The organism is Vibrio sp. V15_P4S5T153, from assembly GCF_963874485.1.
Lineage (GTDB): Bacteria > Pseudomonadota > Gammaproteobacteria > Enterobacterales > Vibrionaceae > Vibrio > Vibrio anguillarum.
The window spans coordinates 369,197-395,385 of sequence record NZ_CAWNHR010000011.1; the positions used below are offsets into that span (position 1 = coordinate 369,197).

19 protein-coding genes and 1 tRNA gene are annotated in these 26,189 nt (G+C 46.5%); 14 read left to right on the forward strand and 6 right to left on the reverse strand.

Annotation, left to right across the window (positions count from 1 at the left end; genetic code table 11):
• Positions 1–47 precede the first annotated feature (47 nt).
• Positions 48–2,588 (forward strand): Ig-like domain-containing protein, encoded by a 2,541-nt coding sequence (locus tag AACT42_RS03525; RefSeq protein WP_094133230.1) that lies wholly within the window; start codon positions 48–50, stop codon positions 2,586–2,588.
• A 105-nt stretch (positions 2,589–2,693) separates the two neighbouring features.
• Here AACT42_RS03525 and folD read toward each other — a convergent pair whose 3' ends face one another.
• Complete coding sequence (gene folD / locus AACT42_RS03530) at positions 2,694–3,554, reverse strand: bifunctional methylenetetrahydrofolate dehydrogenase/methenyltetrahydrofolate cyclohydrolase FolD (protein ID WP_010317168.1); 861 nt, start codon at positions 3,552–3,554, stop codon at positions 2,694–2,696.
• 201 nt (positions 3,555–3,755) lie between these two features.
• Here folD and AACT42_RS03535 point away from each other — a divergent pair.
• A tRNA-Arg gene (locus AACT42_RS03535) sits at positions 3,756–3,832 on the forward strand.
• Positions 3,833–4,065: 233 nt separating this feature from the next.
• Positions 4,066–5,172, forward strand: a complete 1,107-nt coding sequence (locus AACT42_RS03540; RefSeq protein WP_081244912.1) for a M23 family metallopeptidase — start codon at positions 4,066–4,068, stop codon at positions 5,170–5,172.
• A 118-nt stretch (positions 5,173–5,290) separates the two neighbouring features.
• Here the strand turns inward: AACT42_RS03540 and AACT42_RS03545 are convergent, their stop codons facing one another.
• Complete coding sequence (locus AACT42_RS03545; protein WP_013857204.1) at positions 5,291–5,704, reverse strand: VF530 family protein; 414 nt, start codon at positions 5,702–5,704, stop codon at positions 5,291–5,293.
• 332 nt (positions 5,705–6,036) lie between these two features.
• On the opposite strand from AACT42_RS03545, the gene AACT42_RS03550 reads away from it, so the two are divergent.
• The 3 genes from AACT42_RS03550 (at position 6,037) to AACT42_RS03560 (ending at position 10,007) form a co-directional block, all read left to right on the forward strand.
• The gene (locus tag AACT42_RS03550; RefSeq protein ID WP_176429029.1) at positions 6,037–7,371 is read left to right on the forward strand and encodes a ferredoxin reductase family protein; all 1,335 of its coding nucleotides are present in this window, start codon (positions 6,037–6,039) and stop codon (positions 7,369–7,371) included.
• 214 nt (positions 7,372–7,585) lie between these two features.
• On the forward strand, positions 7,586–8,485 hold the full coding sequence (locus tag AACT42_RS03555) for a homocysteine S-methyltransferase family protein (protein ID WP_017044584.1): 900 nt from the start codon (positions 7,586–7,588) through the stop codon (positions 8,483–8,485).
• The gene (locus tag AACT42_RS03560) at positions 8,472–10,007 is read left to right on the forward strand and encodes a BCCT family transporter (RefSeq protein ID WP_094133683.1); all 1,536 of its coding nucleotides are present in this window, start codon (positions 8,472–8,474) and stop codon (positions 10,005–10,007) included. Before AACT42_RS03555 ends, AACT42_RS03560 begins: the two co-directional genes overlap by 14 nt.
• A 97-nt stretch (positions 10,008–10,104) precedes the next feature.
• On the opposite strand, the gene AACT42_RS03565 is transcribed toward AACT42_RS03560, so the two are convergent.
• Together AACT42_RS03565 and AACT42_RS03570 are read right to left on the reverse strand one after the other, a co-directional pair.
• Positions 10,105–11,886 carry an alpha-amylase family protein gene (locus AACT42_RS03565; RefSeq protein ID WP_094133682.1) on the reverse strand — a complete coding sequence of 594 codons (1,782 nt, stop codon included), beginning with the start codon at positions 11,884–11,886 and terminating at the stop codon, positions 10,105–10,107.
• A 197-nt stretch (positions 11,887–12,083) separates the two neighbouring features.
• Positions 12,084–13,322: a DEAD/DEAH box helicase gene (locus AACT42_RS03570; protein ID WP_094133681.1), complete on the reverse strand. Its 1,239-nt coding sequence runs from the start codon at positions 13,320–13,322 to the stop codon at positions 12,084–12,086.
• Between the two features lie 324 nt (positions 13,323–13,646).
• Here AACT42_RS03570 and AACT42_RS03575 point away from each other — a divergent pair, with 324 nt between their 5' ends.
• The gene (locus tag AACT42_RS03575; RefSeq protein WP_019282010.1) at positions 13,647–14,420 is read left to right on the forward strand and encodes a hypothetical protein; all 774 of its coding nucleotides are present in this window, start codon (positions 13,647–13,649) and stop codon (positions 14,418–14,420) included.
• Positions 14,421–14,467: 47 nt separating this feature from the next.
• Here the strand turns inward: AACT42_RS03575 and AACT42_RS03580 are convergent, their stop codons facing one another.
• A complete protein-coding gene (locus AACT42_RS03580; RefSeq protein WP_094133680.1) occupies positions 14,468–15,835 on the reverse strand; it encodes an L-serine ammonia-lyase in 1,368 nt (455 codons plus the stop codon).
• Between the two features lie 123 nt (positions 15,836–15,958).
• On the opposite strand from AACT42_RS03580, the gene AACT42_RS03585 reads away from it, so the two are divergent.
• From AACT42_RS03585 to AACT42_RS03615, 7 genes are all read left to right on the forward strand, one after another.
• A complete protein-coding gene (locus AACT42_RS03585) occupies positions 15,959–17,428 on the forward strand; it encodes a protein adenylyltransferase SelO (protein ID WP_094133679.1) in 1,470 nt (489 codons plus the stop codon).
• A gap of 117 nt (positions 17,429–17,545) precedes the next feature.
• A complete protein-coding gene (locus AACT42_RS03590; protein ID WP_094133678.1) occupies positions 17,546–18,274 on the forward strand; it encodes a response regulator in 729 nt (242 codons plus the stop codon).
• A gap of 2 nt (positions 18,275–18,276) precedes the next feature.
• Positions 18,277–19,731 (forward strand): ATP-binding protein, encoded by a 1,455-nt coding sequence (locus AACT42_RS03595; protein WP_094133677.1) that lies wholly within the window; start codon positions 18,277–18,279, stop codon positions 19,729–19,731.
• 147 nt (positions 19,732–19,878) lie between these two features.
• Positions 19,879–21,132, forward strand: coding sequence for an ABC transporter substrate-binding protein (locus AACT42_RS03600; RefSeq protein WP_026027514.1), 1,254 nt, complete (start codon positions 19,879–19,881; stop codon positions 21,130–21,132).
• Positions 21,133–21,594: 462 nt separating this feature from the next.
• The gene (locus tag AACT42_RS03605) at positions 21,595–22,590 is read left to right on the forward strand and encodes a TRAP transporter substrate-binding protein (protein WP_094133676.1); all 996 of its coding nucleotides are present in this window, start codon (positions 21,595–21,597) and stop codon (positions 22,588–22,590) included.
• 133 nt (positions 22,591–22,723) lie between these two features.
• Positions 22,724–23,410: a TRAP transporter small permease gene (locus AACT42_RS03610; protein ID WP_094133685.1), complete on the forward strand. Its 687-nt coding sequence runs from the start codon at positions 22,724–22,726 to the stop codon at positions 23,408–23,410.
• A 3-nt stretch (positions 23,411–23,413) separates the two neighbouring features.
• Positions 23,414–24,775, forward strand: a complete 1,362-nt coding sequence (locus tag AACT42_RS03615; protein ID WP_013857190.1) for a TRAP transporter large permease — start codon at positions 23,414–23,416, stop codon at positions 24,773–24,775.
• A gap of 49 nt (positions 24,776–24,824) precedes the next feature.
• Here the strand turns inward: AACT42_RS03615 and AACT42_RS03620 are convergent, their stop codons facing one another.
• Positions 24,825–26,165: a sigma-54-dependent transcriptional regulator gene (locus tag AACT42_RS03620; protein WP_094133675.1), complete on the reverse strand. Its 1,341-nt coding sequence runs from the start codon at positions 26,163–26,165 to the stop codon at positions 24,825–24,827.
• Positions 26,166–26,189 lie beyond the last annotated feature (24 nt).

Genomic DNA, 26,189 nt, shown 5'->3' on the forward strand with positions numbered 1-26,189 from the left:
AAGTTACTTGGGAACGGGTTAATTATTCATAAGCAAAGGAGAGAACAATGAGTTCTTATCTACTCAGAGCCGCCATTATTACAACGTTAGGGATAAGCTACCAAGCTCAAGCCTATAACTGTGATGGCTTGGGCTCTTGGGATACGGCCGCCATTTATACGTCCGGCGATAAAGTGACGCAATCTAACGCAGCCTATCAAGCTAACTATTGGACGCAGGGAAATGATCCTGCAAGCAATAACGGCCCCTGGGCATTTTGGCTATCACTCGGGCAGTGTGACAGCGGTGGTGGCAATGTTCCACCCACGCTAAATCTCGTTTCTCCTGCCAATAATGCACAAATTCCACAAGGCAGCTTAATCACGCTGCAAGCCACGGCGTCTGATAGCGATGGTAGCGTGGCACAGGTTGAATTTTTGATTGATGGCGTGTCGATCGCCGTCATCACACAAGCGCCTTTTCAAATCGATTGGACTGCCGCTTTAGGCGCAACCCAAGTGACAGCAATTGCCACTGATAATCAGGGTGCGACTACGTCAACAGCGTCAACCATCTCGGTTACGCCTGTTGGTAGTTTAGTACCTCCTTCCATCTCCTTAACCAGCCCAACAGGTGCTGAGCAGCTAGCGGCTGGTGACTCATTGACGCTAAGCGCTAATGCCACCGATTCGGATGGAACCGTCACGCAAGTTGATTTTTATCTGGATGGACAACTCGTCGCTTCAGATACTGCAGAGCCTTATGCCCACGGTTGGACTGCTGTTTCAGGCTCTCACACCTTTAAAGCCAAAGCGACGGATAATGATAACCAAACGACTCATAGCCAAGAGGTCGCCTTGGTTGTATCTGGAGGCTCAAGTGGTGGTTGTGCAGGTTTAGCAACCTATGTGGCGGGTAGCAGTTACGCTGCGGGCGAACTGGTGCAAAACAATAATCAAAAGTTCCGTTGTGATATCGCAGGTTGGTGCTCTTCCAGCTCAGCGTGGGCCTATGAGCCGGGCAAAGGAAGTTATTGGCAAGAAGCGTGGACAGGAATGGGCGCGTGCGCCACGCCACCTACCGTTTCATTGACAAGCCCTGTTGATAATGAAGTGATTCTGGCTGGTTCTACCATCCTGCTCAGCGCACAAGCTAATGATGCCGATGGCAGTGTAGTACAAGTGGAATTTCTTGCTGATGGCACGAGCCTTGGCGTAGTAAACCAAGCGCCTTATTCGGTTGAGTGGGTTGCGAACAAGGTAGGAAGTACCACACTCAAAGCCATCGCAACCGATAATGACAATAATAACGCTGAAAGTCAGATTAACGTTTCAGTGAGCGATCAAGCGTTAGTGGTGTCGTTAACATCGCCAACGTCAGGGCAAACCGTCGGTTTAGGTAAACCAGTCAATATTGCTGCCAATGCGACGTCACTCACTGGTGCTGTTTCTAAAGTCGATTTTTTAGTGAATGGAGCGGTGGTCGCAACTGATATCAGTGCGCCTTATACCTACACTTGGACACCTACGGCTATCGGCGAATACACAGTGGCTGCGCAAGCTTATGATGCAGGCAGTAGTGTATTGTCAGACGCAGCTGCCGTGAAGGTGGTTGAACAGACACAGAAAAAGCACAAATTGATCGGTTACTGGCATAATTTTGTCAATGCTGCTGGCTGCCCAATGCGTCTCGCTGATATGTCCGATGCGTGGGATGTGATCGATATTGCATTTGCCGATAATGACCGCAACAGTAATGGAACCGTGCATTTCAATCTTTTCTCAGGCGAGGCGCATAGTAGCTGTCCCGCCTTAGATGCTACCCAGTTCAAGCAAGATATGGCGGCCTTGCAAGCCAAAGGCAAAGTTTTTGTTTTGTCACTTGGTGGCGCGGAAGGCAACATTACGCTCAATACTGACAGTGATGAAGCGCACTTTGTTGATAGTTTGACGGCGTTGATCAAAGAGTGGGGTTTTGATGGCTTGGATGTTGATTTAGAAAGTGGTTCTAACTTAATGCATGGCTCGCAAATTCAAGCGCGCTTGGGCCGGGCATTAAAGCAAATTGAAGCCAACATCGGCGGTGATATGTACCTGACCATGGCACCAGAACACCCTTATGTTCAAGGCGGAATGGTGGCTTATAGCGGCATTTGGGGTGCGTATATTCCTATCATCAATGAGGTTCGTGACACACTCGATCTACTTCATGTCCAGCTCTATAACAACGGTGGGTTACCAAACCCTTATCTACCGGGTGCAGCACCTGAAGGTTCGGTGGATATGATGGTTGCTCAATCAAAAATGCTGTTAGAAGGGTTTGATTTAGCCGATGGTTCACGCTTTGAACCACTGCGTGACGATCAAGTTGCAATCGGTTTGCCTTCTGGCCCGAGCTCTGCCAACTCTGGGCAAGCGCCCACGCAAAACATTCTTGATGCGTTGGACTGCTTAACCAAGGGAACCTCTTGCGCGACGGTGAAACCGAGTTTCAACTACCCTAACTACGGTGGTGTGATGACATGGTCTATTAACTGGGACGAACACGACGGCTACAATTTCTCTACGCCAATAGGCAACAAACTAACGCAAATGAATAATGCCCAATAAAGGCTAAGTTGGTTTATAACGCAAGAACCCCAGCGCAGTGCTGGGGTTCTTTTTGGCTCGCTGATCATAGCTATCAATAACCACTAGCAATAATCAATAGCAAGATCAGTTATTGGGGTGAAATTGCTCGCACGCCAACAGGGTGTTTTCAATCAAACTGGCAACCGTCATTGGCCCGACACCACCCGGAACAGGGGTGATCAAGCTTGCTTTGGTGCGCGCTACATCGTACTCGACATCGCCAATCAGTTTGCCTGACTCCAAGCGGTTGATGCCCACATCAATCACTACGGCACCTTCTTTAATCCATGCACCGGGAATGAAATTGGGTTTACCAACGGCCACCACCAACAAATCAGCTTGGCGAACATGGTGCTCTAAATCTTTAGTGAAGCGGTGGCATGTGGTTGTGGTGCAACCAGCCAGTAGCAGCTCTAACGTCATTGGTCGGCCGACAATATTGGATGCGCCCACAATCACCGCATGCTTACCACGCAGTTGAACGTTATAGCGCTCAAGCAAAGTGATGATCCCTTTGGGCGTGCAAGAGCGCAGTTTAGGAATGCGTTGGGCTAAACGGCCCACATTGTAAGGGTGAAAACCATCGACATCTTTTTCAGGAACAATGCGTTCAAGCACATGGGTTGTGTCAATCCCAGCAGGTAAGGGCAGTTGCACTAAAATGCCGTCAATTTCAGGGTCGGCATTGAGCTTATCGATTAACGCCAGTAGCTCCTCTTCACCTGCAGTGGCCGGAAGATCATAGGATTTAGAAACAAAACCCACCTCTTCACAAGCACGACGTTTGCTGCCGACATACACTTGTGACGCAGGATCTTCTCCCACCAGCACCACCGCTAGCCCCGGAGCTCGAAGACCCACTTGAGTGCGAGCTTTTACCCGCGCCGCTACTTCAGAGCGAACCGTCTGGGAGATGAGTGTCCCATCAATATTTTGAGCAGTCATGGCTTTCCTTACACATTGGTCGCAAATATTTTTGGGCGCATTGTCGCAGATATTTAAAGTAACATCTATAAGCAAACGTTTGCTTTGTTCTGTTTTTCGTCACATGGTTAGCGAATGGTAGTTTTTTAGGCATTTGAAACAGAATGTTAGAGAAAGCGATTGATTTACGGAGTTCAACTCGTATAATCCTGTCCCTGTAGCGCGCCCTTAGCTCAGCTGGATAGAGCACGTCCCTTCTAAGGATGTGGTCGTAGGTTCGAATCCTACAGGGCGCGCCATTTATTCAAGAAAGCCCCGATAACTCAAAAAGTTGTCGGGGCTTTTGTTTTTCATGTTCATCCGTTCGGTTTTTTACTCCGATGGTACTTTTGTGCAGAGTGTTGATAATTTCATCGCTTTCATCTTATTACATCTTGCTCCTACTGGCCTCGCAAAACGCACCTTCTTAGCTATCCCACGAATATTTTGTGCCACACTCCAAGTGAAACTTAATTCATATGAAGGATGCGTGATGAATCTAACCAAATCTTCTTTAGTGACATGGTTTATCTGTTTTAGCCCAATGGTGGTAAGCCATCAGTTGTATCCTGATGTCGATACACCACGACTTAACGAAGCGCAGCTTGCAGAGAGTCAACTGCCATTTTCTCTGATTAGCGATGATGAGTTTGTTTTTCGACCTCATCAACGTCCTTTCAATATTGAAGATTTTATTGGCACCCATCAGCCACATTGGCTTGAGCTTGTCGAGTCAGTTAGCCATTGGGCTGGGGCAACGGGGGTTGATCCTCGAGTGTTATTGACCACTTTAGCGTTATTAGAACAAGAGAGTGCTTCGGAGCAAAGCTTGGACGATAGACAGCGGCAGATCAAAGATATTGCGAATCAACTGTCTCAGCGTTTTTATCACTATCAAGAAAGTTCATCGGCTCTTCAATACAATGCTGCGACGTTAGCGGTCATGCAGCAATTGAATCGGGTGGATGATTGGGCATTATGGAAATCGCAATATGAGCTTTGGTTTGGTGCTTTCAGCGAACCACAAAACACACCAGCTCCTATGCGTATGGGAAACCTCATTGCTTCGCCTAGTGAGGGGTTTATGCAGTGGCCATGGCGCAAAGGGTACCAGTGGATACCTAACGGTACGCATGCGCACAGTGGCTCAGGTTTTCCGCTTTCTTCAATCGACGTTTCTTACGATTGGCCAGCTTGGGGCGCGCCAACTTACAGTGTAACGGCCGCGCATGATGGCTACGTGTCGGTGATGTCTCGGTGCCAACTGCGCGTGACGCATCCAAACGGTTGGGCGACGAACTATTACCATATGGACGGAATCCAAGTCGCGAATAATCAGTGGGTGACGAAAGACAGTAAGTTGGGTGTTTATGCTAATCAGCGTTCCATTGCTTTGTGTGAAGGTGGATCGTCCACCGGCCCTCACTTGCACTTCTCATTGCTTTATCAAGGGCGTTTTCAATCTTTACAAGGTGTGAGTTTTGGGCCATATAAGGTTCAGACTGGGCGATATAGTTACGATAATCATTGCCAATATACATGGCTGTATGACCAACGTAAGCAGCAGAAAGTCTGCTTATGGCAACCTATTTATAATTAAGGTTCACGCTGAAATGTTGTGATGGAAAATGTTGGTGCAAGGTTCTCTCTTACACCAACATTCATTTTGTGCTCAACCGATTTGTTGTGTCGTGAGCCGATCACTGACTTATCGTTCTTTAACGACGAAACGAACGGTTACGTGCGGAACGCTCTTTATGGGCAGAAGCCGCTTTAGCCTGTGAGTTTAAAATGGAATCAACCGTCAGCTCCATTGGCTCTTTAGGTTTGAGGCCATGTGGGAAAGTGCGCGCGCGCGGTGGCAGATCATATTCTTCAGCTGAAGCGCGTGGCATACGTTTAAAGCGATATAGGTAGAAGTTTTCTACTTTCTCTCTCGCCCAATCGGTTTTATTGAGATATTTCACGCTGCTGGCAACCGATGGGTTGGTATGGAAGCAGTTAAAACGCATTGCCGTATCGAGAATATCCCAACCGTAAAAATCCACTAGTTCTTGCAGTAATGTTTCTAACTTAAGACCGTGTAATGGGTTATTTCTTTGTAATTCAATTCTTTCTTCTTCAGTCATCATAACGAGTTCCTAAGTAGTTCACTAACCGAGGCCAGCAGGGGTGTATGGTTTTCGTTGGTTTTTTATTCAAACAACGTGGCATCACGAATGATCATCTCTTAACACGCTAGTTGAAGGGGCCGCATTCTAACAGAATTCAGTGACCCTCCCTAAGATTATCGTGCAGAAGATCAGCGTTGTTTGATTGGTCAGATTTTTCTGCGTTCAAATAAAAGGACATAGCGCTTAAAGAGCTTGGATTGCTGTCTTTACACAGATTTACTTGTTACTTCATCTACTTTACGTTGTGCTTGTTACTCTTAGATAACCTTTTTATTTAAGTGGTTATTGTGATGAGCAGAGTAAGCAAAACGGTATTGATTGTGATGGTGGTTGTCTCGGTATTATGGATGCAAGCCGAGCCAACGCTTTTGGTGTCTGAAAACCTCTTCAAGTGGCGATCGGCTTTTATCCAGTGGTCAGGCATTTTGGCCATTGTGGCGATGTCATTGGCTATGGTGCTGGCGCTTCGTTTGCCCCTTGTTGAGCAGTGGACGCAAGGAATCGATAAAGGCTATCGGATACACAAATGGCTGGGTATTTCGGCCACGTTGCTTGGTTTATTTCACTGGCTTTGCTACCAGATACCGAAATGGATGATCGCACTTGAGCTCCTGACTAAACCTAATCGGCTCAATGGCTCGGGCCCACAGGGGAACTTGTCGGGTTTTGCGCTTTGGGTAAAAGAGATGCGCCCGATTGGGTTAGCCATTGGCGAATGGGGGTTCTACTCATTATTGCTGCTGGTGGGTGTATCACTGTGGCTAACCATTAAATACAAACCGTTTCGCTTATCGCACCGTTTGATGGCGGTGGTGTACCTTTTGCTGGCTGGGCATTCGGTATTATTGTTGAAAAAGGTGTATTGGGGCTGGCCGATTTATTGGTTAGTGTTGATGTTTATTGCGCTTGGCTCCGCGGCAGCAGTCTACAGTTTGCTTGGATTTGTGGGCCGAAATGCACGTTATTCAGCGAAGGTTAGCGCATACCACTACTGCGCAGCGAGCCAAACGTTAGATTTAAGAATTAAGATGGAGAAACCTTGGCCCGGGCATAAAGCAGGGCAGTTTGCCTATTTGAGTTTTGTTGGCGAAGAGCCACATCCGTTTACTATTGCTTCGTACAATGAGGCTAATGAGCTGCGATTTTTGATCAAAGAGCTCGGCGATTTTACCACAGGCCTTTATAAGAGAATTACCGTGGGTGAGCCGATTGAGGTCGAAGGTCCATATGGACGATTTGAGTTTTATAGTGATAGGCCACAAGTCTGGATTGGTGGCGGTGTCGGCATCGCTCCATTTATGGCTGGGTTAGATTATTTACACACGGTAAAAGCGCATCCGGCTACTTATCTGTTTTTCTGCTGCCACCATGCAGAGCAACAAGCCCTGTGTGATGAGCTTAAGCAGAAAGCATTGCGTGCAGGTGTCTCCCTCACAGTGATTGATTCAAGCATTGCGCCGCATTTGTCTGCCGAGACTATTGCTCGCCAGTGTGGTGATTTAAGTGGTTTTGAGTTTTTCTTTTGTGGCCCTGTTGCGTTTTCACGGACTTTAAAACAGGCGTTGAAGCCTTACCATGTAGACGTTGAAACTCAGTTCCATGAAGAGTTGTTTATTATGCGTTGAGTATTTGTTGTGAAATGACCAAGCCCCATGTTTTTTACGAATGACAGCACGAATGACAGCATGAACAACAGATAGTGACCTTGCGAAAAAGAATAGATAAATCAAGTCACTTACTTGAATAAAATTCATATTGCAGTTCAATGTTATTCACTATGATCTTGCTCACAGTATGCTTCAATGGCACTGACCAATAAAGCATTATGGATACGATATTATGAGCAAATTAACCCTTCTTGATGGTGGCATGGGGCGTGAATTAAAAAGAATTGGCGCTCCTTTTTCTCAGCCACTTTGGAGCGCGCAAGCGCTGATTGAATCTCCACAACATGTTCGTTTAGCTCACCAAGGATTTATTGATAGCGGTGCCGACATTATCACGGTGAATAGCTATGCGTGTGTCCCTTTTCACTTAGGCGAGTCACTATATCAAACCGATGGTGCAAGGTTAGCAAACTTAGCCGCGCAGATTGCTGCGGAAGTAGCACAGCAGTCAGAACGTCCGATTTTAGTGGCGGGTTCTATGCCACCGGCGATGGGAAGCTATCGGCCTGATCTCTTTCAAGCCGAAGTCGCACGAGCGATTTCACTCACTTTGTATCAAGCACAAGATCCTTATGTGGACGTTTGGTTAGCGGAGACGATTGCCAGTTTAGAAGAGTTGAGCATGATTCAATCGGTGTTTGCCTCATCAACCAAGCCTTGCTATTACGCACTGACTCTGAAAGATGACTCTAATATCGCACAATTGCGTTCTGGGCAGTCAGTGTCTGAAGCCGCAGAACAAATCTATTCTGCGGGTGGGGCGGGTATTTTCTTTAACTGCTCAATACCTGAGGTGATGGCTGATGCCATTCAACAGGCGAAAATGGTGTTGGAAGGCCGAGCGCAAAAGATTGAAATCGGCGTTTATGCAAACAGTTTTACGCCGATTAAATCGGATCACGCTGCTAACGAAACCGTACAAGCCATGCGTGAGTTTAGTGCAGAAGATTATCTCGCATTTGCCAAGCAGTGGTATGCCCTCGGTGCAACCGTGATCGGCGGATGTTGCGGCATCACCCCTCGCCATATTCAAGCACTTTATGAATGGAGGCGCAGTTTTGAAAAATCTTAATTATGGATTGGCTTTTCCTGCGATTGCGTTAGTGCTTGTTTTGTTAACGGTGTCTGCGTTTTATCCAGCCATCTCTCAAGCGATGGCGGCGCAAGCTATGGGCTGGGTGAGTCACTGGTTTGGCTGGTTAGTACAGATGGCAAGTTTGGCGTTAGTGGTTTTTTTACTGTGGCTGGCGTGTTCGAAATACGGCCGCATTCGTTTAGGTGAAGAAAAGACCGAATACAGTAATTTTTCTTACGGTGGGATGATTTTTACCGCTGGCGTTGGAGCGTCACTCATTTACTGGGCGATAGGTGAACCGATGTATTACTTACAATCGCCGCCGTTATTTGCTGAGCCTAATAGTTATCCTGCTGCGGCATGGGCCGTTACCTACTCTATTTTTCATTGGGGTATTACAGGCTGGGCGATTTACTGCTTTCCAGCGATTCCGTTTGCTTACGCATTTTATGTACAAAAAAAACGCACGTTAAAAGTTTCCAGTTTGTGTTCTTCGGTAGTGGGTGACCATCCTTTGGTGGCAAAAAGTATCGATCTATTGTCGATTTTTGGTACGTTGGCCGCGTTTGCTAGCTCGCTGGCCTTAACTGTGACTTTGGTCAGCGCCGGTGTGGCAGATCTGTTACAGATTGAGAATAGCCTTGGCTTACAAGGTGCAATTATTGTGCTTTTTGTGGCTGCGTTAGTGGTTGTGATGGGGGTTGGTTTTAATCAAGGTATCAACATGATTTCTAACTTGACAGTCAGCATGGCGGTGTTGTTTGCCCTGTTTGTATTATTGGCGACTCAACCTTCTTTCATTCTTAATAGTTTCACTGACTCACTGGGCGTGATGTTGGATAATTTCTTTAGAATGTCATTGTGGACAGACCCTGTTCAGCAAAGTGGTTTTGCACAAGGCTGGACTCAGTACTATTGGTTTTGGTATTACGCGTACTTGATTATGATGGGCCTATTCATCACGCGAATTTCTCGTGGACGAACGATTCGTGAAGTGGTTTTGTACACCATCTCGATGGGCGCTTTGGGTTGTGCATTTTTTATCTCCATTTTTGGTGGCTATGCGGTGTGGGCTCAAATGCTGGGCGGTTTACCCGTTCAGGGCTGGATGGCAGAAGGTGGTTTAACCTACGCAGTGGTTTCATTGATAAAAACCTTGCCTGGGGGAAATGGGGTGCTTGGGCTATTTCTGCTCATTCAGTTTTTATTGATGCTGACCACTATGTCCAGTGCGAGTGTTGCGACGGCGATGCTCACCACCAATGAATTGGCTTTGAATGGTGATCCCGATAACCGAGTAAAATTGCTTTGGGCCTGTGCGATTGGGCTGATCAGTTTAAGTGTATTTTTGGCTGGGGGAGGGATTGAAACCATTAAGTCGCTTTGTGTGGTCGCAGGCCTTCCTATGATGTTCATTTACGCCATCATGCTCAAAACCTTTTTACATACTTTAGGCATTTTGCCCAATCAGCATGAGCGGGAATCTGATCAAGAACCCGTGTTAATGAAAGTCACTTAAAGCAAGCCTTAACCTTATAGCCTTTAGCAAAACAAGCCAGCACGATGAAGATGCTGGCTTGTTGTATTGAAAGAAGACCAATGACTCTCTTTGAGGTTTAAATATTATTGAGAACCATGAAATGGGTCGAAAGTGGGGTGAAGTCGATCATCACATAGCTCTCTTGTTCGTTGACGAAGAGCGTCAGCGTTTGTTGATTTAGCGGGTCGAATAGAGTGTGCTCACCACAGGTTAACTGCCAATAAGTGGTCAATGCTTTAGGTAAATGCAGTTTTACGGTTTTGCCACTTGTGGCACTGAAGTTCGCTGCGATGATCAGCTTTTGTGACGGGTTAGAGCGAGCAAAGGCAAATAAGTAATCTTGTTGGTCGGAGAAGTGTTCAACATTGGCGGCGTACAGATCATGATATTCACCGGTCAGTGCGGGGCTCTGTTTGACTAAATTCAGTAATGTTGAGTAGAAATGGCGCAGCTGCTTCTCGCTCTCGTTTAATTGGCCACCATCAAATGCGCCGTTATTCATCCATTTTTGGTGTTGTGGAACACCGATATAGTCAAAAATAGAGGTGCGAGAAGGCTGGCCAAAGCCGGCATGTTCCGCTCCAGGTTCGCCCACTTCTTGCCCAAAATAAAGCAAGGTTGGTGAGCTGGATAAACAGGCTGAAATCAACATGGCTGGGCGTGCTTTATGTGCTTCCCCTGCAAATTCAGGCGAGGCAATTCTCTGCTCGTCATGGTTTTCCAAGAAATGCAGCATGTGATGCTCAATGTCGCGCAGTTGATATTCAATACGACCAATCTCTTTGGTAGAGCCGTGTCCTTGCATGATGGCTTTGAGACTATCGTAAAGGTCGACTTTGTCGTACAGATAGTCCATTTTCCCGAGCTGGATGTAATCGCGGTATAAATCTGGCTGATACACCTCTGCCATTAAAAAAGCATCGGGGTTGTGTAGTTTAATTGCCGAGTTGAGATAGCTCCAAAATTCAATCGGTACCATTTCGGCCATATCATAACGAAAGCCATCGACGCCTTTATCGAGCCAATAAAGAGCGATATCCCGAAATTTACGCCATGAATCCGGGACACTTTTGTCTTGCCAGAAAACGGCGTGTTCAAGGTGAGATAGAAAACGGTATTGCTGCGGAAGTTCGGTAAAATCTTTGCTTCCATCAGGTTTGATGCCGTAGTTTATTTTGACGGTTTCATACCAATCATCGATGTTCGGCTTGGCTAAACGAGATCCATTGCCTGTCCATTTTGCGGGGTGTTCGTAAAACGGGGTGGCTAAATCTGGGTGGCATTCACCGCCCAACGGTAGCAATGAGGTGGGAATATCTGGCAGTTTAAAGGAGGTGTCGGGTAGGTAATAGAAGTTATTGTCCCTGGCGTATTGCACACTGGTATCATCATTTTCACCAAAATCATTGACCCCGAGAGGGTTATTGAGCCCTTGATATTGGCGCGCCACGTGGTTAGGGACAATGTCAATGATGACTTTCATGCCCGCTTGGTGTGTACGCTTAATCAAGGCTTCAAATTCGTGATTGCGCTGAGCTGGGTCGTGGGCTAAATCAGGGTTTATCGAATAGTAGTCTTTAATGGCGTAAGGCGAGCCCGCTCTACCTTTGACAAGACTTGGGTGATCATTCTCTATTCCCCATGCGCGGTAATCACTCACCAGTGCGTGATGTAAAACACCGGTATACCAAATATGAGTGATCCCAAGTTGATGAATTGCATTGAGTGCATCGTCAGTGAAGTCGCTTAATTTACCGACGCCATTTTGTTCTTTCGTTGCCCAAGGTGTGTTGCAACGGTTTGTATTACCGAATAAGCGCGTGAAAACTTGATAGATAGTGTATTTTTTGTAAGCCATAACGTGTCAACCTAAGCGATGATGGGATGCGAGAAATAGGAGATGAGTTGCAGGCTAATAGAAGTTGATGAAGACAGAATCATCCTTGAGTAGTGATTTTGGGGCGTAGAGAGAAAGAAGGCGTCAAAGTGTGATGCGGGAATGGTTTAGTCAACAAAATCCCACCGGGCGGTGGGATTTGTAAAGAAGCATTATGCTTATGAGCGTTTTTCTTGTTTAGGGCGAGGGCTACGACGCGGTGCACTTGAGTGCTCGTTATCACGCTTTTTCAAGTGGTAATTTAAAATGGAAATAGGCACGTCTTTTTTCGGTGTGAAACCTTCAATTTCTTTACGCACAAGCAAATGTCCTAAGCGGCTTTCAATCATGCACAAGTTTTTAAAATCATCGCGTGATACGAGAGAAATTGCTTCACCGGTTGCACCAGCACGACCGGTTCGTCCAATACGGTGAATGTAGTTCTCCGCAGGATAAGGCAAGTCGTAATTCACCACTCTTTCTAAGTTGTCAATATCAATACCGCGCGCGGCAACGCCCGTTGCAATCAAAAATTGCAGTTTACCTGCTTTGAAATCGGCTAATAATTTTTCACGAACTTCTTGGCTACGGCCACTGTGAAACGCCTCTGCCGCAATGCCACGCTTTTCCAGTTGGCTCGCCAGCTTTGCCGCACCGTGTTTGGTTTCGATGAAAATCATCGCTTGTTGCCATTGGTTTTCAGTAATCAAATGGCTCAGTAGTGCGGATTTTTGATCTTTATCGACAGTGATAATCCACTGCTCAATTTGATTTGGCGTGCGGTTGTAACCAGCGACATCAATTTCAATCGGATCATTAATGGCTGATTTGGCCAACTCGCGCACTGGGCGAGAAAGGGTCGCCGAAAACAGCAAGTTCTGACGGTTTAGTGGCAGGCGATCAACAATTTTATTGATGTCTTCAATGAAACCCATGTCGAGCATGCGGTCAGCTTCATCCATCACCAACACTTCAAGCTCATCAAAATGAACGGCGCGTTGGCCAGACATATCAAGCAAGCGCCCCGGAGTGGCGATCAAAATATCCACCCCTTCAATCAAGCGTTGTTTTTGTTTTTGCGAATCGACACCGCCGTACATCGCAAGGCAGGTTAAGGGCAGATACTTTGCGTATTGAGTGACGTTCTCTTCCACTTGCAGAGCCAATTCGCGAGTGGGCGCTAAAATTAATGCGCGAACACGTTTGGCGCGCTGAGTTGTTCCTTGACTAAGCATCTGCAAAATGGGCAGTACAAAGCTAGCGGTTTTACCCGTGCCGGTTTGCGCTGCCGCAATGACATTTTTACCCGTCAAAATGGCTGGGATTGCCTGTTCTTGAATCGGTGTTGGGGCAGAATAGCCGAGTTCGTGAACGGCTTTTAAGATTGGATCGCTCAATCCTAGGTTGGAAAATGGCATGCGGGCTCTCAGTGTTAAAAAGTCAAAACAGTTAGCAAGCGATGGCTTTCTCATCGTAAGGCGCTACGCCCTAATACTTTGAATGCAACTCATCGCAAATTCGGCGCATTCTAGCATGAACTCTTCAAATGCGGTGAGATACCTCAGTGTCAGCGATTGTCTCTTTATTCAGAATAGCGCCTCGTTGCCGAGTCACTAATATGAGATACCAATAAGATTGTTATCAATGAGTGCGTGGAGTTGGATTGGCATCACAGAGCTTTTAGAACAAGTGGGATCTATTTTCGATATATTAACCTTACTTATTTGTCAGGGAATAGATTCATGGAATATCAGCAGCTACCGATCCAGTATACTGTGGTGAGTGCGTTAAAATTAGTCCAAAAAAATTGGCTGACTCTCATGCTGCAATCTTCACCTTTTTTGGTGGTGAATCTCTATTTCACGATTGGTGTTGTTGACTTTGATGATCCACAACAGTTGTTCACATTAACGAATGTCATTGTTTATGTGCTTTATACGGTAACGGCGGCGATGGCGACAGTGCGCTTGCATCGTTTGGTTCTGCTGGGTGAAAAATCTTGCCGTTTGAGCACGATTTTTTACTTAAGTTCGCGTGAATTGCGCTTTATTGGATGGTGGGCTGCGTTAGGCGCTATGCTGTTTGCCATTCTAATCATACCCATGTTTATCATTGGCTCGCTGGCAAATATAGTGACTATGCCAATGTGGTTAATCCAGCTTTGTACCTATGCCGCAATGCTGCCTATTGGCTGGTTTATCTCCCGCTGGTCATTAGTTTTGCCAGCAACAGCACTAGATCATCAACCTAGAGGTTTGAGTGTCGCGTGGCAAATGTCAAAGCCCCACGCCAAAGCACTATTTGTGCTGATAGGTGTGATCCCCATGCTTATCAACGCACTACTACAGCCCTTGTTTAATCTGCATTTTCTGCCATTGACATTACTATTGTCACTCGTCTGGTTAGTGGTTTGTGCGGTTGAGATTTGTGTGTTGTCGCTCAGCTTTCAGTGGATTGTGCAGCGAGAAGCGATTACCCAGAACCAAGAGTTACGCATTCCTGAATTTACCGCTTAAACAAGCCCTGTATTCACACAGGGCTTGATGAGGATTGAACGGTATTACTATTCACAAGGTGGTGATAGGTGGATTAACGCTAAGCCACCTAACGAGGTTTCACGATATTTCCGATTCATATCTTTCCCCGTCTGGTACATGGTCTCAATCACTTTATCTAGAGAAATTAAGCATTTGCTGGTCCGTTTTAAGGCCATGCGTGAAGCGTTAATCGCTTTCACGGCTCCCATTGCATTGCGTTCGATGCAAGGGACTTGAACTAAGCCACCCATTGGGTCGCATGTCATACCCAATGAATGCTCCATGGCAATTTCAGCCGCCATGCAAATTTGTTCGTTGCTGCCACCTCTTAGTGCGGTCAACCCTGCCGCCGCCATTGAGGAAGAGACTCCAATCTCCCCTTGACAGCCTACTTCGGCCCCCGAAATAGAAGCATTGGTTTTGTACAAAATACCAATAGCGCCAGCCACGGCGAGAAAATCTTTCAACTGCTTAGTATCAAGCTCTCGGATAAAGCGGTGGTAATACATTAATACGGCGGGTATCACTCCTGCCGCGCCATTGGTTGGCGAGGTGACCACTTGCCCTCCCGCTGCATTTTCTTCACTGACCGCGAAAGCAAACAGGTTAATCCAGTCCATGATCTCCATTGGGTCACTTTCAATCGCCGCGTTAGCTTCCAGCTTTTTGAGCAGTGCTGGCGCGCGGCGCGTGACATGCAACCCACCTTCGAGAATGCCTTCCGTTTCAAAGCCGCGCTGCATGCAGAGTGACATCACTTTCCAAATTTGATCGGCTTTGTGGTTAATCGTTTCAAGATCATGAAACGCTATTTCATTGCGCAAAACGAGACTGCCTAAACTTAAGCCATGTTTTTCGGCTTTAAAGAGTAATTCATCAGCTGAAGTAAAAGGAAATTCGACCTCCACGTGTGCATTTGCACTACCGTGTTCCAACTCTTTGGCGGTAGCAACAAAACCGCCTCCCACCGAGTAGTAAGTTTCAAAGGCTAACGTTTCTCCTTGCGATCCAAAAGCGGTAATCGTCATACCATTTTCATGTAAGGGAAGATTAGTATTTTGGAAGAGGAGGTCTGTTTTTAGCTGGAATGGAATGAGCTGTTTTCCCGCTAAATTAAGCTCGCCGTGTTCAATAGCATGCGCTAGCGCTTGATTGGCGCTGGTGATTTTGATGGTGTCAGGCTTATTGCCCAGCAGGCCTAATATCACGGCGCGATCCGTGTGGTGGCCACGTCCTGTAAGTGATAATGAACCGTAAAGGTCAATCTGCACTCTTGCCACTTGCGTTAAATCAGCAATGATTTGGCTAAATTGATAGCCCGCAATCATTGGCCCATTGGTGTGTGAGCTAGAAGGGCCCACACCAATTTTAAAAATATCAAAAATGGATAACATCGACTTCACCTTGAATGTGACCTGTAATAGGTGACAACTTTGCCTAATAATACCCTAGTCTAGAGCTCAAGTATTTGCTAACGTGCAAAAGTCTAACCAAAAACCATATTATGAGGACTTCGCATGTCGATTTGGGATGAAGTAACACTGCACACTCGCTATGGTGAATTACCCTCGGCTTTTTATTCTCAAGTGAACCCAGCGCCTTTAGACAATGTGCGTTGGGTTGCTTGGAATGCCTCACTGGCTGGCGATTTGTCTTTACCAACACAACCTAATGATGAGCTACTGCACAGCCTGTCTGGCCAAGTTATTCCCGCGCAATTTAAGCCATTAGCGATGAAATACGCAGGCCATCAATTTGGTATTTATAACCCTGATTTAGGTGATGGCCGTGGCTTACTGTTGGCCGAAATCGAGAGTAAAACGGGTGAAGTGTATGATCTGCATTTGAAGGGGGCAGGGCTTACGCCTTATTCGCGTATGGGGGATGGCCGCGCCGTACTGCGCTCCACTATTCGTGAATACTTGTGTAGTGAGGCGATGGCGGGTCTTGGGATTGCGACCACAAGAGCATTAGCGATGATGAGCAGTGACACGCCTGTTTATCGAGAAAAACAAGAGCGAGGTGCGCTGCTGGTACGTGTAGCGCAGAGCCATATTCGCTTTGGTCATTTTGAACATTTTTTCTATACCAACCAATTAGCAGAGCAAAAGCAACTGGCTGATAAAGTGATTGAGTGGCATTACCCTGATTGCCATACACAAGAAAAACCTTATGCGGCCATGTTTAGTCACATTGTTGAGCGTACTGCTAAGATGATTGCCGATTGGCAAGCGGTTGGATTTGCCCATGGTGTGATGAATACCGACAACATGTCTATCCTCGGTCAAACCTTTGACTACGGTCCTTTTGCTTTTCTCGACGATTATGAACCGACTTATATTGGCAATCACTCCGATTATCAAGGCCGCTACGCGTTTGATCAGCAGCCGCGCGTGGCGTTGTGGAACCTGTCCGCTTTAGCACATGCATTGTCACCGTTAGTTGAAAGAAGCGATCTGGAAGCGGCTCTCGCTCAGTTTGAAGCGCAGCTCGGCCGTTATTTTAGCCAGCAAATGCGTTGTAAATTGGGGGTGTTGGCCTCTCTGCCCGGTGATTCGGTGTTGTTTGAGCAAATGTTTGAGTTATTAACCAAAAATCACACCGACTACACTCGCTTTTTCCGGCAACTATCTAACTTGGATCGAGAAGGGGAGCAACCTGTATTGGATCTCTTCATTGACCGCGCTGCCGCTCAGTCTTGGCTTGAACAGTATCTGGCTCGTTGTGAGCGAGAAATCGACAGTTCGGGGAACGCGATTTCGATTGAGCAGCGCTGCGCAGAGATGAGAAAAGTGAATCCGAAATATATTTTGCGTAATTATTTGGCTCAACAAGCGATCGATAAAGCAGAACAAGGTGATTACCAACAAGTGCACCAATTAGCACAATTGTTAGCCAACCCTTATGCTGAGCAGCCAGAAAAGAGTCATTTTGCCCAGCTTCCTCCTGAATGGGGGAAAAAAATGGAAATCAGTTGTTCCTCATAAGTAACGCATTTTGTGATCTCTATCTAGACAGAATTCAAACTTTACATAAATATCAATAATCAAAAAAATGACCTATAGCTACACTAGGCCGATCAGTTGAAAATATGGATAGTGGACATGCAGGCAAGAACGCGCATTCTAGTCGTGGATGATGACGAAGAGATTCGGCAATTATTAGATGAGTACTTGACGAAGTCTGGTTTTGATATCGTCACCACCGCGGATGGCATCGAGCTATTAGCCTATTTGGAACGTAACAGTTATCCCGATCTTATTTTGTTGGATGTGATGATGCCCGGAGACGATGGTTTTACTTTATGCCAAAAAATCCGTCGTCATTCGAACGTTCCTATTATTATGTTGACCGCGGTTTCTGATGAAACTGACCAAATCATTGGTTTAGAAATTGGTGCGGATGATTATGTGGCGAAACCTTTCAACCCGCGTCAGTTAATGGCGCGCATCAAGGCTTTGCTGCGCCGGGTACAAGTCAATGATGAAAAAACAACCGATGCGCTGCCCAAACAGATTACGTTTGGTGATTGGCAACTCGATACCTTGTCACACCGAATTACACATCTAGAGCGTGCCGATGAGCATGACTTGTCGGGCAGTGATTTTGCACTACTGATGCTGTTTTTAACCCGGCCTAAGGAAGTGCTTGATCGCGATACCATCTCATTTGCTACTCGTGGACGTGAAGCGCTCCCTTTTGAGCGAGGTATCGACGTGCAACTTAGCCGTTTACGTCAGCGATTGGGTGATAGTGCAAAATACCCTCACTACATTAAAACTATGCGTGGCAACGGCTATATTCTGGCCGTTTCGGTCAGTTACGGCCATTAAAAATGACGCTAAGACGTCTCTTTTCACGCTTAAAACCCAACTCTCTTGTCTCACGAACACTGCTGCTGACTTTGTTGGCAGTGGTGATAGCGCAGGGCATTGCAACGGCGATTTGGTACAGCCAATCTAAACAAAAAGAGTTGGAAGGGATAAGTTCCGTTTCTTCTAGCATGGCAGGTATGTTTGCTTCCACCGTGACCTTTTTTCAATCACTGCCCGTCAAATATCGGCATATCGTGCTGGATCAAATTCGCAATATGGGGGGAACCCGTTTTTTTGTCTCATTCAATAAAGAGCCATTGACTGTGGAGCCGATTATCGATACGCCGCTCAAGCGAGCTTCAGTCGATGCAGTGAGGGAAGTGTTGCAACAAAAGCTCAATAACGTTGAGAGTATTCAAGTTGAATTTACCAAACCAGAACATTTGCGGTTACTAAAAAACGATATTTTTCTCAGCGACTTACCTAAGTCGTGGGCCTACCATACACTCACACTTGAACCGCTAAACCCGCCAGTGCTGGTGGTACAAATCGAACTATCAAGCCATGAATGGGTTTACGTGGCGGCGCTACTTCCCGCCCCATACGTGAAACTGGATGACACTCTATTAAGAAAAGAGCAGATCTTATTTCTCTTTTTTTCCACCACTATTTTGTTAGCGTTGACCTACTTGCTTATGCGCCGCCAAGTTCGGCCACTGAGAAATTTAGCCAAAGCGGCGAATGAGATGAGTATGGATATTGCCCAGCGTCCCTTGCGTGAAGAGGGGGCGACAGAATTGATCACGGCGACCCGCGCATTCAATCGTATGCAGCAACGAATTCGACGTTACGTGGCCGATAGAGAGCATCTGTTTTCTGCCATCTCTCATGATTTAAAAACACCCATCACCCGCTTACGCCTAAGGGCTGAATTGCTCGAAAGCGATGTTAAGCGCGAAAAATTTAACCGCGATCTCGATGAGCTAGAGATGATGGTTAAAGGGGCATTGCAGTGCGTGCGAGATACCGATTTACACGAAAATAACAGCAGTATTGATCTCAATGAGATGATTCAGATGATTGCTGAAGGGTACAACTTAACTCGCCAAGTGGTCCATTTTTCGCCTACACAGCTTGAACCGATAATCGCTAAGCCTCTAGCTATTCAACGAGTATTGACAAACTTGATTGACAATGGCGTGAAGTATGGTCAGCAAGTGTGGGTGAAGTTGGAAGAAAATCCAGAGTGGGTGGTTATCACCATTCAAGACCAAGGCCCGGGGATCCCGATAGATAAATTAGAAGCGGTCTTTGAGCCCTATTTTCGCCTTGCCGATGATGACCAAGGCCACGGTCTTGGCCTTGGAATATGCCGAAGTATTTTACATGGACACGGCGGAGATCTCATTTTACGCAATCCAGCTCATGGTGGTCTGGAAGCACAAGTCTTTATCCCACCTACCTTAGCGGTGTAGTGTAACGCTTTCGTTACGTTAAAATTACGGTTTGTTTCAACGAAAAAAATTTTCTTTGATTAGACTAGTAGGTAAACGATCAGCACTTTAATGGTTAATAAAAGTTTGCGAATCAGGTTTGCCGAATCAAAACCAAGGAAGATGATGATGAAATTTCATAACACTCTGCTTGCTTTATCTTTCCTCTCTGTCTCTTTCATCCCTTCGACTCACGCTGGTGAAGTGGAAGTACTCCATTGGTGGACTTCCGGTGGTGAAGCCAAGTCGATAGCTGTGCTCACCGAAATGTTGGAGCAGCAAGGCCATAGTTGGAAAGATTTCGCTGTCGCAGGTGGTGGTGGTGAAAGTGCCATGACGGTATTGAAAACGCGCGCGGTGTCGGGTAACCCACCGTCGGCGGCTCAAATTAAAGGACACGATATTCAAGAATGGGCGGGGCTTGGTTTTCTCACGAACCTTAATGACGTAGCCAAACAGGGTGGTTGGGATGAAGTCGTACCACCGATGATCACCAATGTCATGAAGTGGAATGGCCAGTATGTGGCCGTGCCAGTTAACGTGCATCGCGTCAACTGGTTGTGGGTTAACCCTGCGGTACTGGCTAAAGTGGGTGCTAAAGTGCCAACTACGTTAGACGAGTTTTTTGTTGCGGGCGATAAGATCAAAGCCGCGGGTTATGTGCCACTGGCGCACGGTGGTCAACCTTGGCAAGACGCGACGGTTTTTGAAACGGTGGCGTTGAGCGTTCTTGGCTCACAAGATTACGTGAAAGCATTTGTTGAGCTTGATATGGCTGTGCTCGCGGGCGACAAAATGGTTGACGTGTTCAGCCAGTTTAAAAAAGTTCATGACTACATTGATGTTAACTCTCCAGGCCGTGATTGGAACGTTGCGACTTCAATGGTGATAAATGGTGAAGCGGCGATGCAGATCATGGGCGACTGGGCAAAAGGGGAGTTTACCGCAGCGGGCAAAGTTGCGGGTAAAGATTACCTGTGCGTGGCCGCGCCAGGTACGGCCGATCAATTTATCCATAATGTCGATAGTTTTGTCTTTTTTGAGCTAACTGATGCAGACAATAAGCAGGCGCAAAAAGCGCTAGCCGCCACGATCCTAGATCCTAAATTCCAAGAGGTATTTAACCTCAACAAAGGCTCGATCCCGGTACGCACAGATATGAATATGTCAAAATTTGACCAGTGCGCGTTGGACTCAATGGCGGCCTTTAAAGCGACGGCTAAGTCCAACAACCTTGTGCCCAGTATTGCCCATGGTATGTCGACAACCAGCTATGCCCAAGGCGCGATTTTTGATGTCGTAACGAACTTCTTCAATGATCCAAAAGCGGATCCAAAACAAGCAGCACAAAAACTAGCGAAAGCGGTGAAAGCTGCGATGTAGCCCTAACCCCCAGAGTGGGTAGGTTTTTTAGCCTGCCTGCTCACCCTCTTCTTTTTTGTAGCACACCACTTTCAGTGTGCTACTAACATAATCTGTCGGTTCTAACCAATTAGCGCGCTCTCCGATAAAGAGCTCGGGGGGAGTGCCCAAACTAGGCTTGCTGTTTGGGCGGAGGGTGCGCTTCCTTCCTGTTTCACATTTTTTTGTCATTCTCATCGCCGCCCTTTGATGGATTTAGCTGGGTGTCATTTCCCACCCAAAATTCATATTCCTTGGGTCATTTTCTACCCATTTTTGCTTTCTATCATAAGATTCTATGGGTTGTTGTTAACTGAATAGCTGGTGACACCTTATGGTTACTGGCTTGTTAATGGAATGTGTCATGTTGGCTTGTTAATTGCCTTATAGAAAACAACCAGCACCCATTGATGGGGCTGATATGTTCAATCAAGGAGAATAATAATGTTAAAGCCACTGACTTTGCTGACCGCTTCCATTCTTGCTGTAACCAGTTTTAATGCGGCCGCAAATTGCGACCCCGGCGAAATCGTCATTAAGTTTAGCCACGTCACGAATACAGATAAGCACCCTAAAGGCATTGCGGCTTCGCTGCTTGAAGAGCGTGTTAATAAGGAGATGAATGGTAAGGCTTGCCTACAAGTTTTCCCTAATTCAACCTTATACGATGACGACAAAGTATTGGAAGCCATGCTCAACGGCGATGTGCAGCTAGCGGCGCCTTCATTATCAAAATTTGAAAAATTCACCAAAAAATTCCGTATTTTTGACCTGCCATTCCTATTTGAGGATGTGGACGCAGTTGACCGTTTCCAAAGCTCGGCTGACGGTGAAAAACTAAAGAATTCAATGAAACGTCGTGGTGTGAAAGGGTTGGAGTTTTGGCATAACGGTATGAAACAGATGTCAGCCAATAAACCTCTACTCGTTCCAGCGGATGCAAAAGGATTAAAGTTCCGCGTGCAAGCATCTGATGTACTGGTGGCTCAGTTTGAGCAGCTTGGTGCAAACCCGCAAAAAATGTCTTTTGCAGAAGTGTATGGCGGTTTGCAAACTAAAGTTATTGATGGTCAAGAAAATACATGGTCCAACATTTACGGTAAGAAATTCTTTGAAGTGCAAGATGGCATTACCGAAACCGATCACGGCATTTTGGACTACCTAGTGGTGACGTCAACCAAGTGGTGGGACAGCCTACCAGCCGACGTGCGTGACCAGTTCGCGACCATTTTAAAAGAAGTCACTGAAGCACGTAATGCGGAATCAAATAAAGTCGAGCTCCAAAATAGACAATACGTGTTGGAAGCCGGAGGCGTGATCCGCACTCTCACACCTGAACAGCGCCAGCAATGGGTTACAACGCTGAAGCCTGTGTGGCAGAAATTTGAAAAAGACATCGGTTCAGATTTGATTGAGGCAGCGCTGGCTTCAAACAAATAATAAGCCTCCAACCCCACCTTGCGTGGTGGGGTTGGACTCAACGCGTTTATTGCTCGTCTCATTGATAACTAACCTGAAGCCGTGCGGTGACCTTGAGTCAATTCCGATAATTACTATGAGAGCGATGTATCACATGGAACACTCTTTTTTCTCTAAAGTCGGCCGATTTACCGATGCGATTGAAGAAATGCTGATTGCATTCTTCTTGGGCTCGATGACCTTATTAACGTTCGTTAACGTTGTTTATCGCTATGTTTTTAACGGCAACATTTTATGGGCATTGGAATTAACCGTGTTCATGTTTGCATGGATGGTACTGGTTGGTGCGTCCTATGGGGTAAAGAAACACTTTCACATCGGAGTTGATGTGGTCATTAACATGGTGCCTGCAACCATGCGAAAAGTGTCTGCACTGGTCGCGGTGGCTTGTTGTTTAACCTTTTCTATTTTACTGCTCATCGGTTCGTGGAATTACTGGTATCCGTTTGCGACTGAGCGTGCTTGGTATGAAACCGACGATATTCCTATGCCGGAAATGCTGCAATTTCTCTCCGATTGGCTCAATGAAGGGGAGCGCTATGAAAAAATACCGCGCTTTATTCCATACATGGCATTGCCTATCGGAATGGGATTACTCACTTTTCGCTTTTTACAAATCGCCTATCAAATTCTCAGCGGTAAGTTAGACAGAATGATTTCTGGCCATGAAGCCGAGGAAGATCTTGAAGCGCTGAAAGCGGAAATGGCTCAAGTGAGCGAGACCATGTTAGAGCCGAACCGCGAAGCGACCCCGCCTATTGATTCTCGCAAGGAGCGTTAATTCATGGATATTTTACTGCTGTTTGTTATGGTCATCGGCTTTATGTTAGTCGGTGTACCCATTGCTATCTCGCTCGGATTATCCAGCGTTCTGTTCCTACTTTGGCACTCCGATACTTCTTTAGCGTCAGTGGCTCAAACCTTGTTTAACGCTTTTGAAGGCCATTACACTTTGCTTGCGATTCCATTTTTTATTTTGGCTTCCAGCTTTATGTCAACCGGAGGTGTGGCAAAACGCATTATCCGTTTCGCTATCGCTATGGTGGGTTGGTTTCGGGGAGGGCTGGCGATTGCTTCGGTAGTGGCCTGTATGATGTTTGCAGCGCTGTCAGGTTCTTCACCGGCGACAGTGGTGGCGATCGGCAGTATTGTTATTGCTGGAATGGTCAAAAATGGCTACAGCAAAGAGTTTGCCGCTGGGGTTATTTGTAATGCTGGCACATTGGGCATCTTGATCCCACCTTCGATTGTGATGGTCGTGTACGCCGCTGCTACTGATGTATCGGTAGGGCGCATGTTTTTAGGCGGTGTGATCCCAGGTTTATTAGCGGGTTTGATGCTGATTGTTGCTATCTACATTTTTGCACGAATTAAAAACCTACCGAAACAACCTTTTGTGGGTTGGAAAGAAGCGATCTTCGCCGCCAAAGATGCCAGCTGGGGTTTGTTGCTGGTGGTGATCATTCTCGGCGGGATTTACGGTGGTATCTTTACGCCAACCGAAGCGGCTGCGGTGGCAGCGGTATACGCTTTCTTGATTGCCAATTTTGTTTACAAAGATATGGGGCCGTTCGCCGACAAAGAAAATACCAAACCAGCCTTGGTCAAAATTGTGCAAGCCTTTTTCCATAAAGATACGCAAGCGACTTTGTTTGATGCAGGCAAACTGACCATCATGCTGCTGTTTATTATCGCCAATGCATTGATATTGAAACATGTTCTGACCGAAGAGCGCATTCCGCAAATTATTGCTGAATCGATGCTTTCTGCCGGTCTCGGGCCTATAACATTTTTGATTGTAGTCAACATATTACTGCTACTTGGTGGTCAGTTTATGGAGCCATCAGGGCTGCTGATCATTGTTGCTCCATTGGTCTTCCCCATCGCCATCGCACTCGGTATTGACCCCATTCACCTTGGGATCATGATGGTGGTGAACATGGAAATAGGGATGATCACACCGCCCGTCGGGTTAAACTTGTTTGTCACTGCAGGGGTTGCCAAAATGTCGATGATGAATGTGGTGAAAGCGGCGCTACCGTGGGTGGCGATTATGTTCCTATTTTTGATGATTGTGACCTACGTGCCTTGGATTTCCACTTGGTTACCAACCACCTTAATGGGGCCGGAAATCATCACTAAGTAACCAAAATGCTGACCTGAAATTTCTATGGCTGCGGCATGTTATTAGAGCTCTATATTTTATAGAGCTCTTTGTCTAATCCGTAACGCTGCATTTTGTCGTACAACGTTTTACGCGGTACGTTGAGCCTTTCCATTGTTTCATTGATACGCCCACCACACTCAATCAATGCTTGTTCAATCACTGATTTTTCAAATTCGGCCACTTGTTCGACTAAATGGGTGGGTAATTTTTGTGATGGCTCGTTGTCGCCTAACTGAGCCAGTTTCCCCAATAGCACATAGCGCTCTGCGGCGTTGCGTAGTTCGCGCACGTTTCCCGGCCAGTCATGGCTGATTAAGCGCTGCATCTCAGGTTGAGAGAGTGCGGTTGCCGCTTTACCGTAACGAGCCGCGGCCACTAACAAAAAATGATGGAAAAGCGCAGGAATATCCTCTTTACGTTGGCGAAGTGGTGGAATATCTAATGTGACAATGTTTAAGCGATAGTAGAGATCTTGACGAAAGGTGCCTGCTTGAGCTGCTTGCTTTAAATCGACTTTTGTTGCGGCGATGACTCGAATATCCAGAGGGATCAAGGTATTGGATCCAACTCGTTCAATGACTCTTTCTTGCAATACGCGTAATAAACGAATTTGTGCCTGCATCGGCATTGATTCAATCTCGTCCAGAAATAAGGTGCCGCCTTGTGCGTGTTCAAATTTACCAATGCGTTTGGTTTCAGCGCCAGTAAAGGCGCCTTTTTCATGGCCGTAAAGTTCACTTTCTATCAAATTTTCAGGCACTGCGCCGCAGTTCAGTGCGACGAAATTGAGCTCGCGGCGAGAACTCTGCTCATGTAACGAGCGAGCAACTAGCTCTTTTCCTGTGCCAGTTTCGCCAAACAGTAGAATGTCAGCCTGAGTGTCGGCGACATGAGTGATGGTGTCCCTTAACGCTTGGATGTTGCCAGTATTACCGATAATGCGTGGTCCAAGAGTTTGGCTCGCTTTTAAGCTGCGTTTTAGCTGCTGATTTTCTAACGTTAAGTGGCGTTTTTCTATCGTACGGTGGATGGTTTCTATCAAGCGTTCAGTAGCAAAAGGTTTTTCGATAAAATCGTATGCGCCATCGTGCATCGCTTGTACGGCCATCGAAATATCGCCATGTCCTGTGATCAAAATAACAGGGACCTCAGCATCTTGATGATGAATCGAGTTGAGTAAGCTCTGGCCACTGAGGCCAGGTAAGCAAATATCACTCACCACCACAAGAGGCAGCCCGTCGGCTTTGGCCGCCAGTAAGGCTTCTTCCGCACTGGAAAATAACCGCGCTGTGAGGTCGGCGAGCTCGAAACTTTGCGCAATGGCGATACGGATATCCGCCTCATCATCGATAAAAAATACATCACACATTGGTTGTCCTTAACTGCTTTTTAT

Coding starts and splice junctions, on each gene's coding strand:
- AACT42_RS03550 (WP_176429029.1), top strand. CDS start 6,037: ATGAGCAGAGTAAGCAAAACGGTATTGATTGTGATGGTGGTTGTCTCG.
- AACT42_RS03605 (WP_094133676.1), top strand. CDS start 21,595: ATGTTAAAGCCACTGACTTTGCTGACCGCTTCCATTCTTGCTGTAACC.
- folD (WP_010317168.1), bottom strand. CDS start 3,554: ATGACTGCTCAAAATATTGATGGGACACTCATCTCCCAGACGGTTCGC.
- AACT42_RS03620 (WP_094133675.1), bottom strand. CDS start 26,165: ATGTGTGATGTATTTTTTATCGATGATGAGGCGGATATCCGTATCGCC.
- AACT42_RS03590 (WP_094133678.1), top strand. CDS start 17,546: ATGCAGGCAAGAACGCGCATTCTAGTCGTGGATGATGACGAAGAGATT.
- AACT42_RS03555 (WP_017044584.1), top strand. CDS start 7,586: ATGAGCAAATTAACCCTTCTTGATGGTGGCATGGGGCGTGAATTAAAA.
- AACT42_RS03565 (WP_094133682.1), bottom strand. CDS start 11,886: ATGGCTTACAAAAAATACACTATCTATCAAGTTTTCACGCGCTTATTC.
- AACT42_RS03545 (WP_013857204.1), bottom strand. CDS start 5,704: ATGATGACTGAAGAAGAAAGAATTGAATTACAAAGAAATAACCCATTA.
- AACT42_RS03600 (WP_026027514.1), top strand. CDS start 19,879: ATGAAATTTCATAACACTCTGCTTGCTTTATCTTTCCTCTCTGTCTCT.
- AACT42_RS03585 (WP_094133679.1), top strand. CDS start 15,959: ATGTCGATTTGGGATGAAGTAACACTGCACACTCGCTATGGTGAATTA.
- AACT42_RS03575 (WP_019282010.1), top strand. CDS start 13,647: ATGGAATATCAGCAGCTACCGATCCAGTATACTGTGGTGAGTGCGTTA.
- AACT42_RS03570 (WP_094133681.1), bottom strand. CDS start 13,322: ATGCCATTTTCCAACCTAGGATTGAGCGATCCAATCTTAAAAGCCGTT.
- AACT42_RS03615 (WP_013857190.1), top strand. CDS start 23,414: ATGGATATTTTACTGCTGTTTGTTATGGTCATCGGCTTTATGTTAGTC.
- AACT42_RS03525 (WP_094133230.1), top strand. CDS start 48: ATGAGTTCTTATCTACTCAGAGCCGCCATTATTACAACGTTAGGGATA.
- AACT42_RS03595 (WP_094133677.1), top strand. CDS start 18,277: ATGACGCTAAGACGTCTCTTTTCACGCTTAAAACCCAACTCTCTTGTC.
- AACT42_RS03540 (WP_081244912.1), top strand. CDS start 4,066: ATGAATCTAACCAAATCTTCTTTAGTGACATGGTTTATCTGTTTTAGC.
- AACT42_RS03610 (WP_094133685.1), top strand. CDS start 22,724: ATGGAACACTCTTTTTTCTCTAAAGTCGGCCGATTTACCGATGCGATT.
- AACT42_RS03580 (WP_094133680.1), bottom strand. CDS start 15,835: ATGTTATCCATTTTTGATATTTTTAAAATTGGTGTGGGCCCTTCTAGC.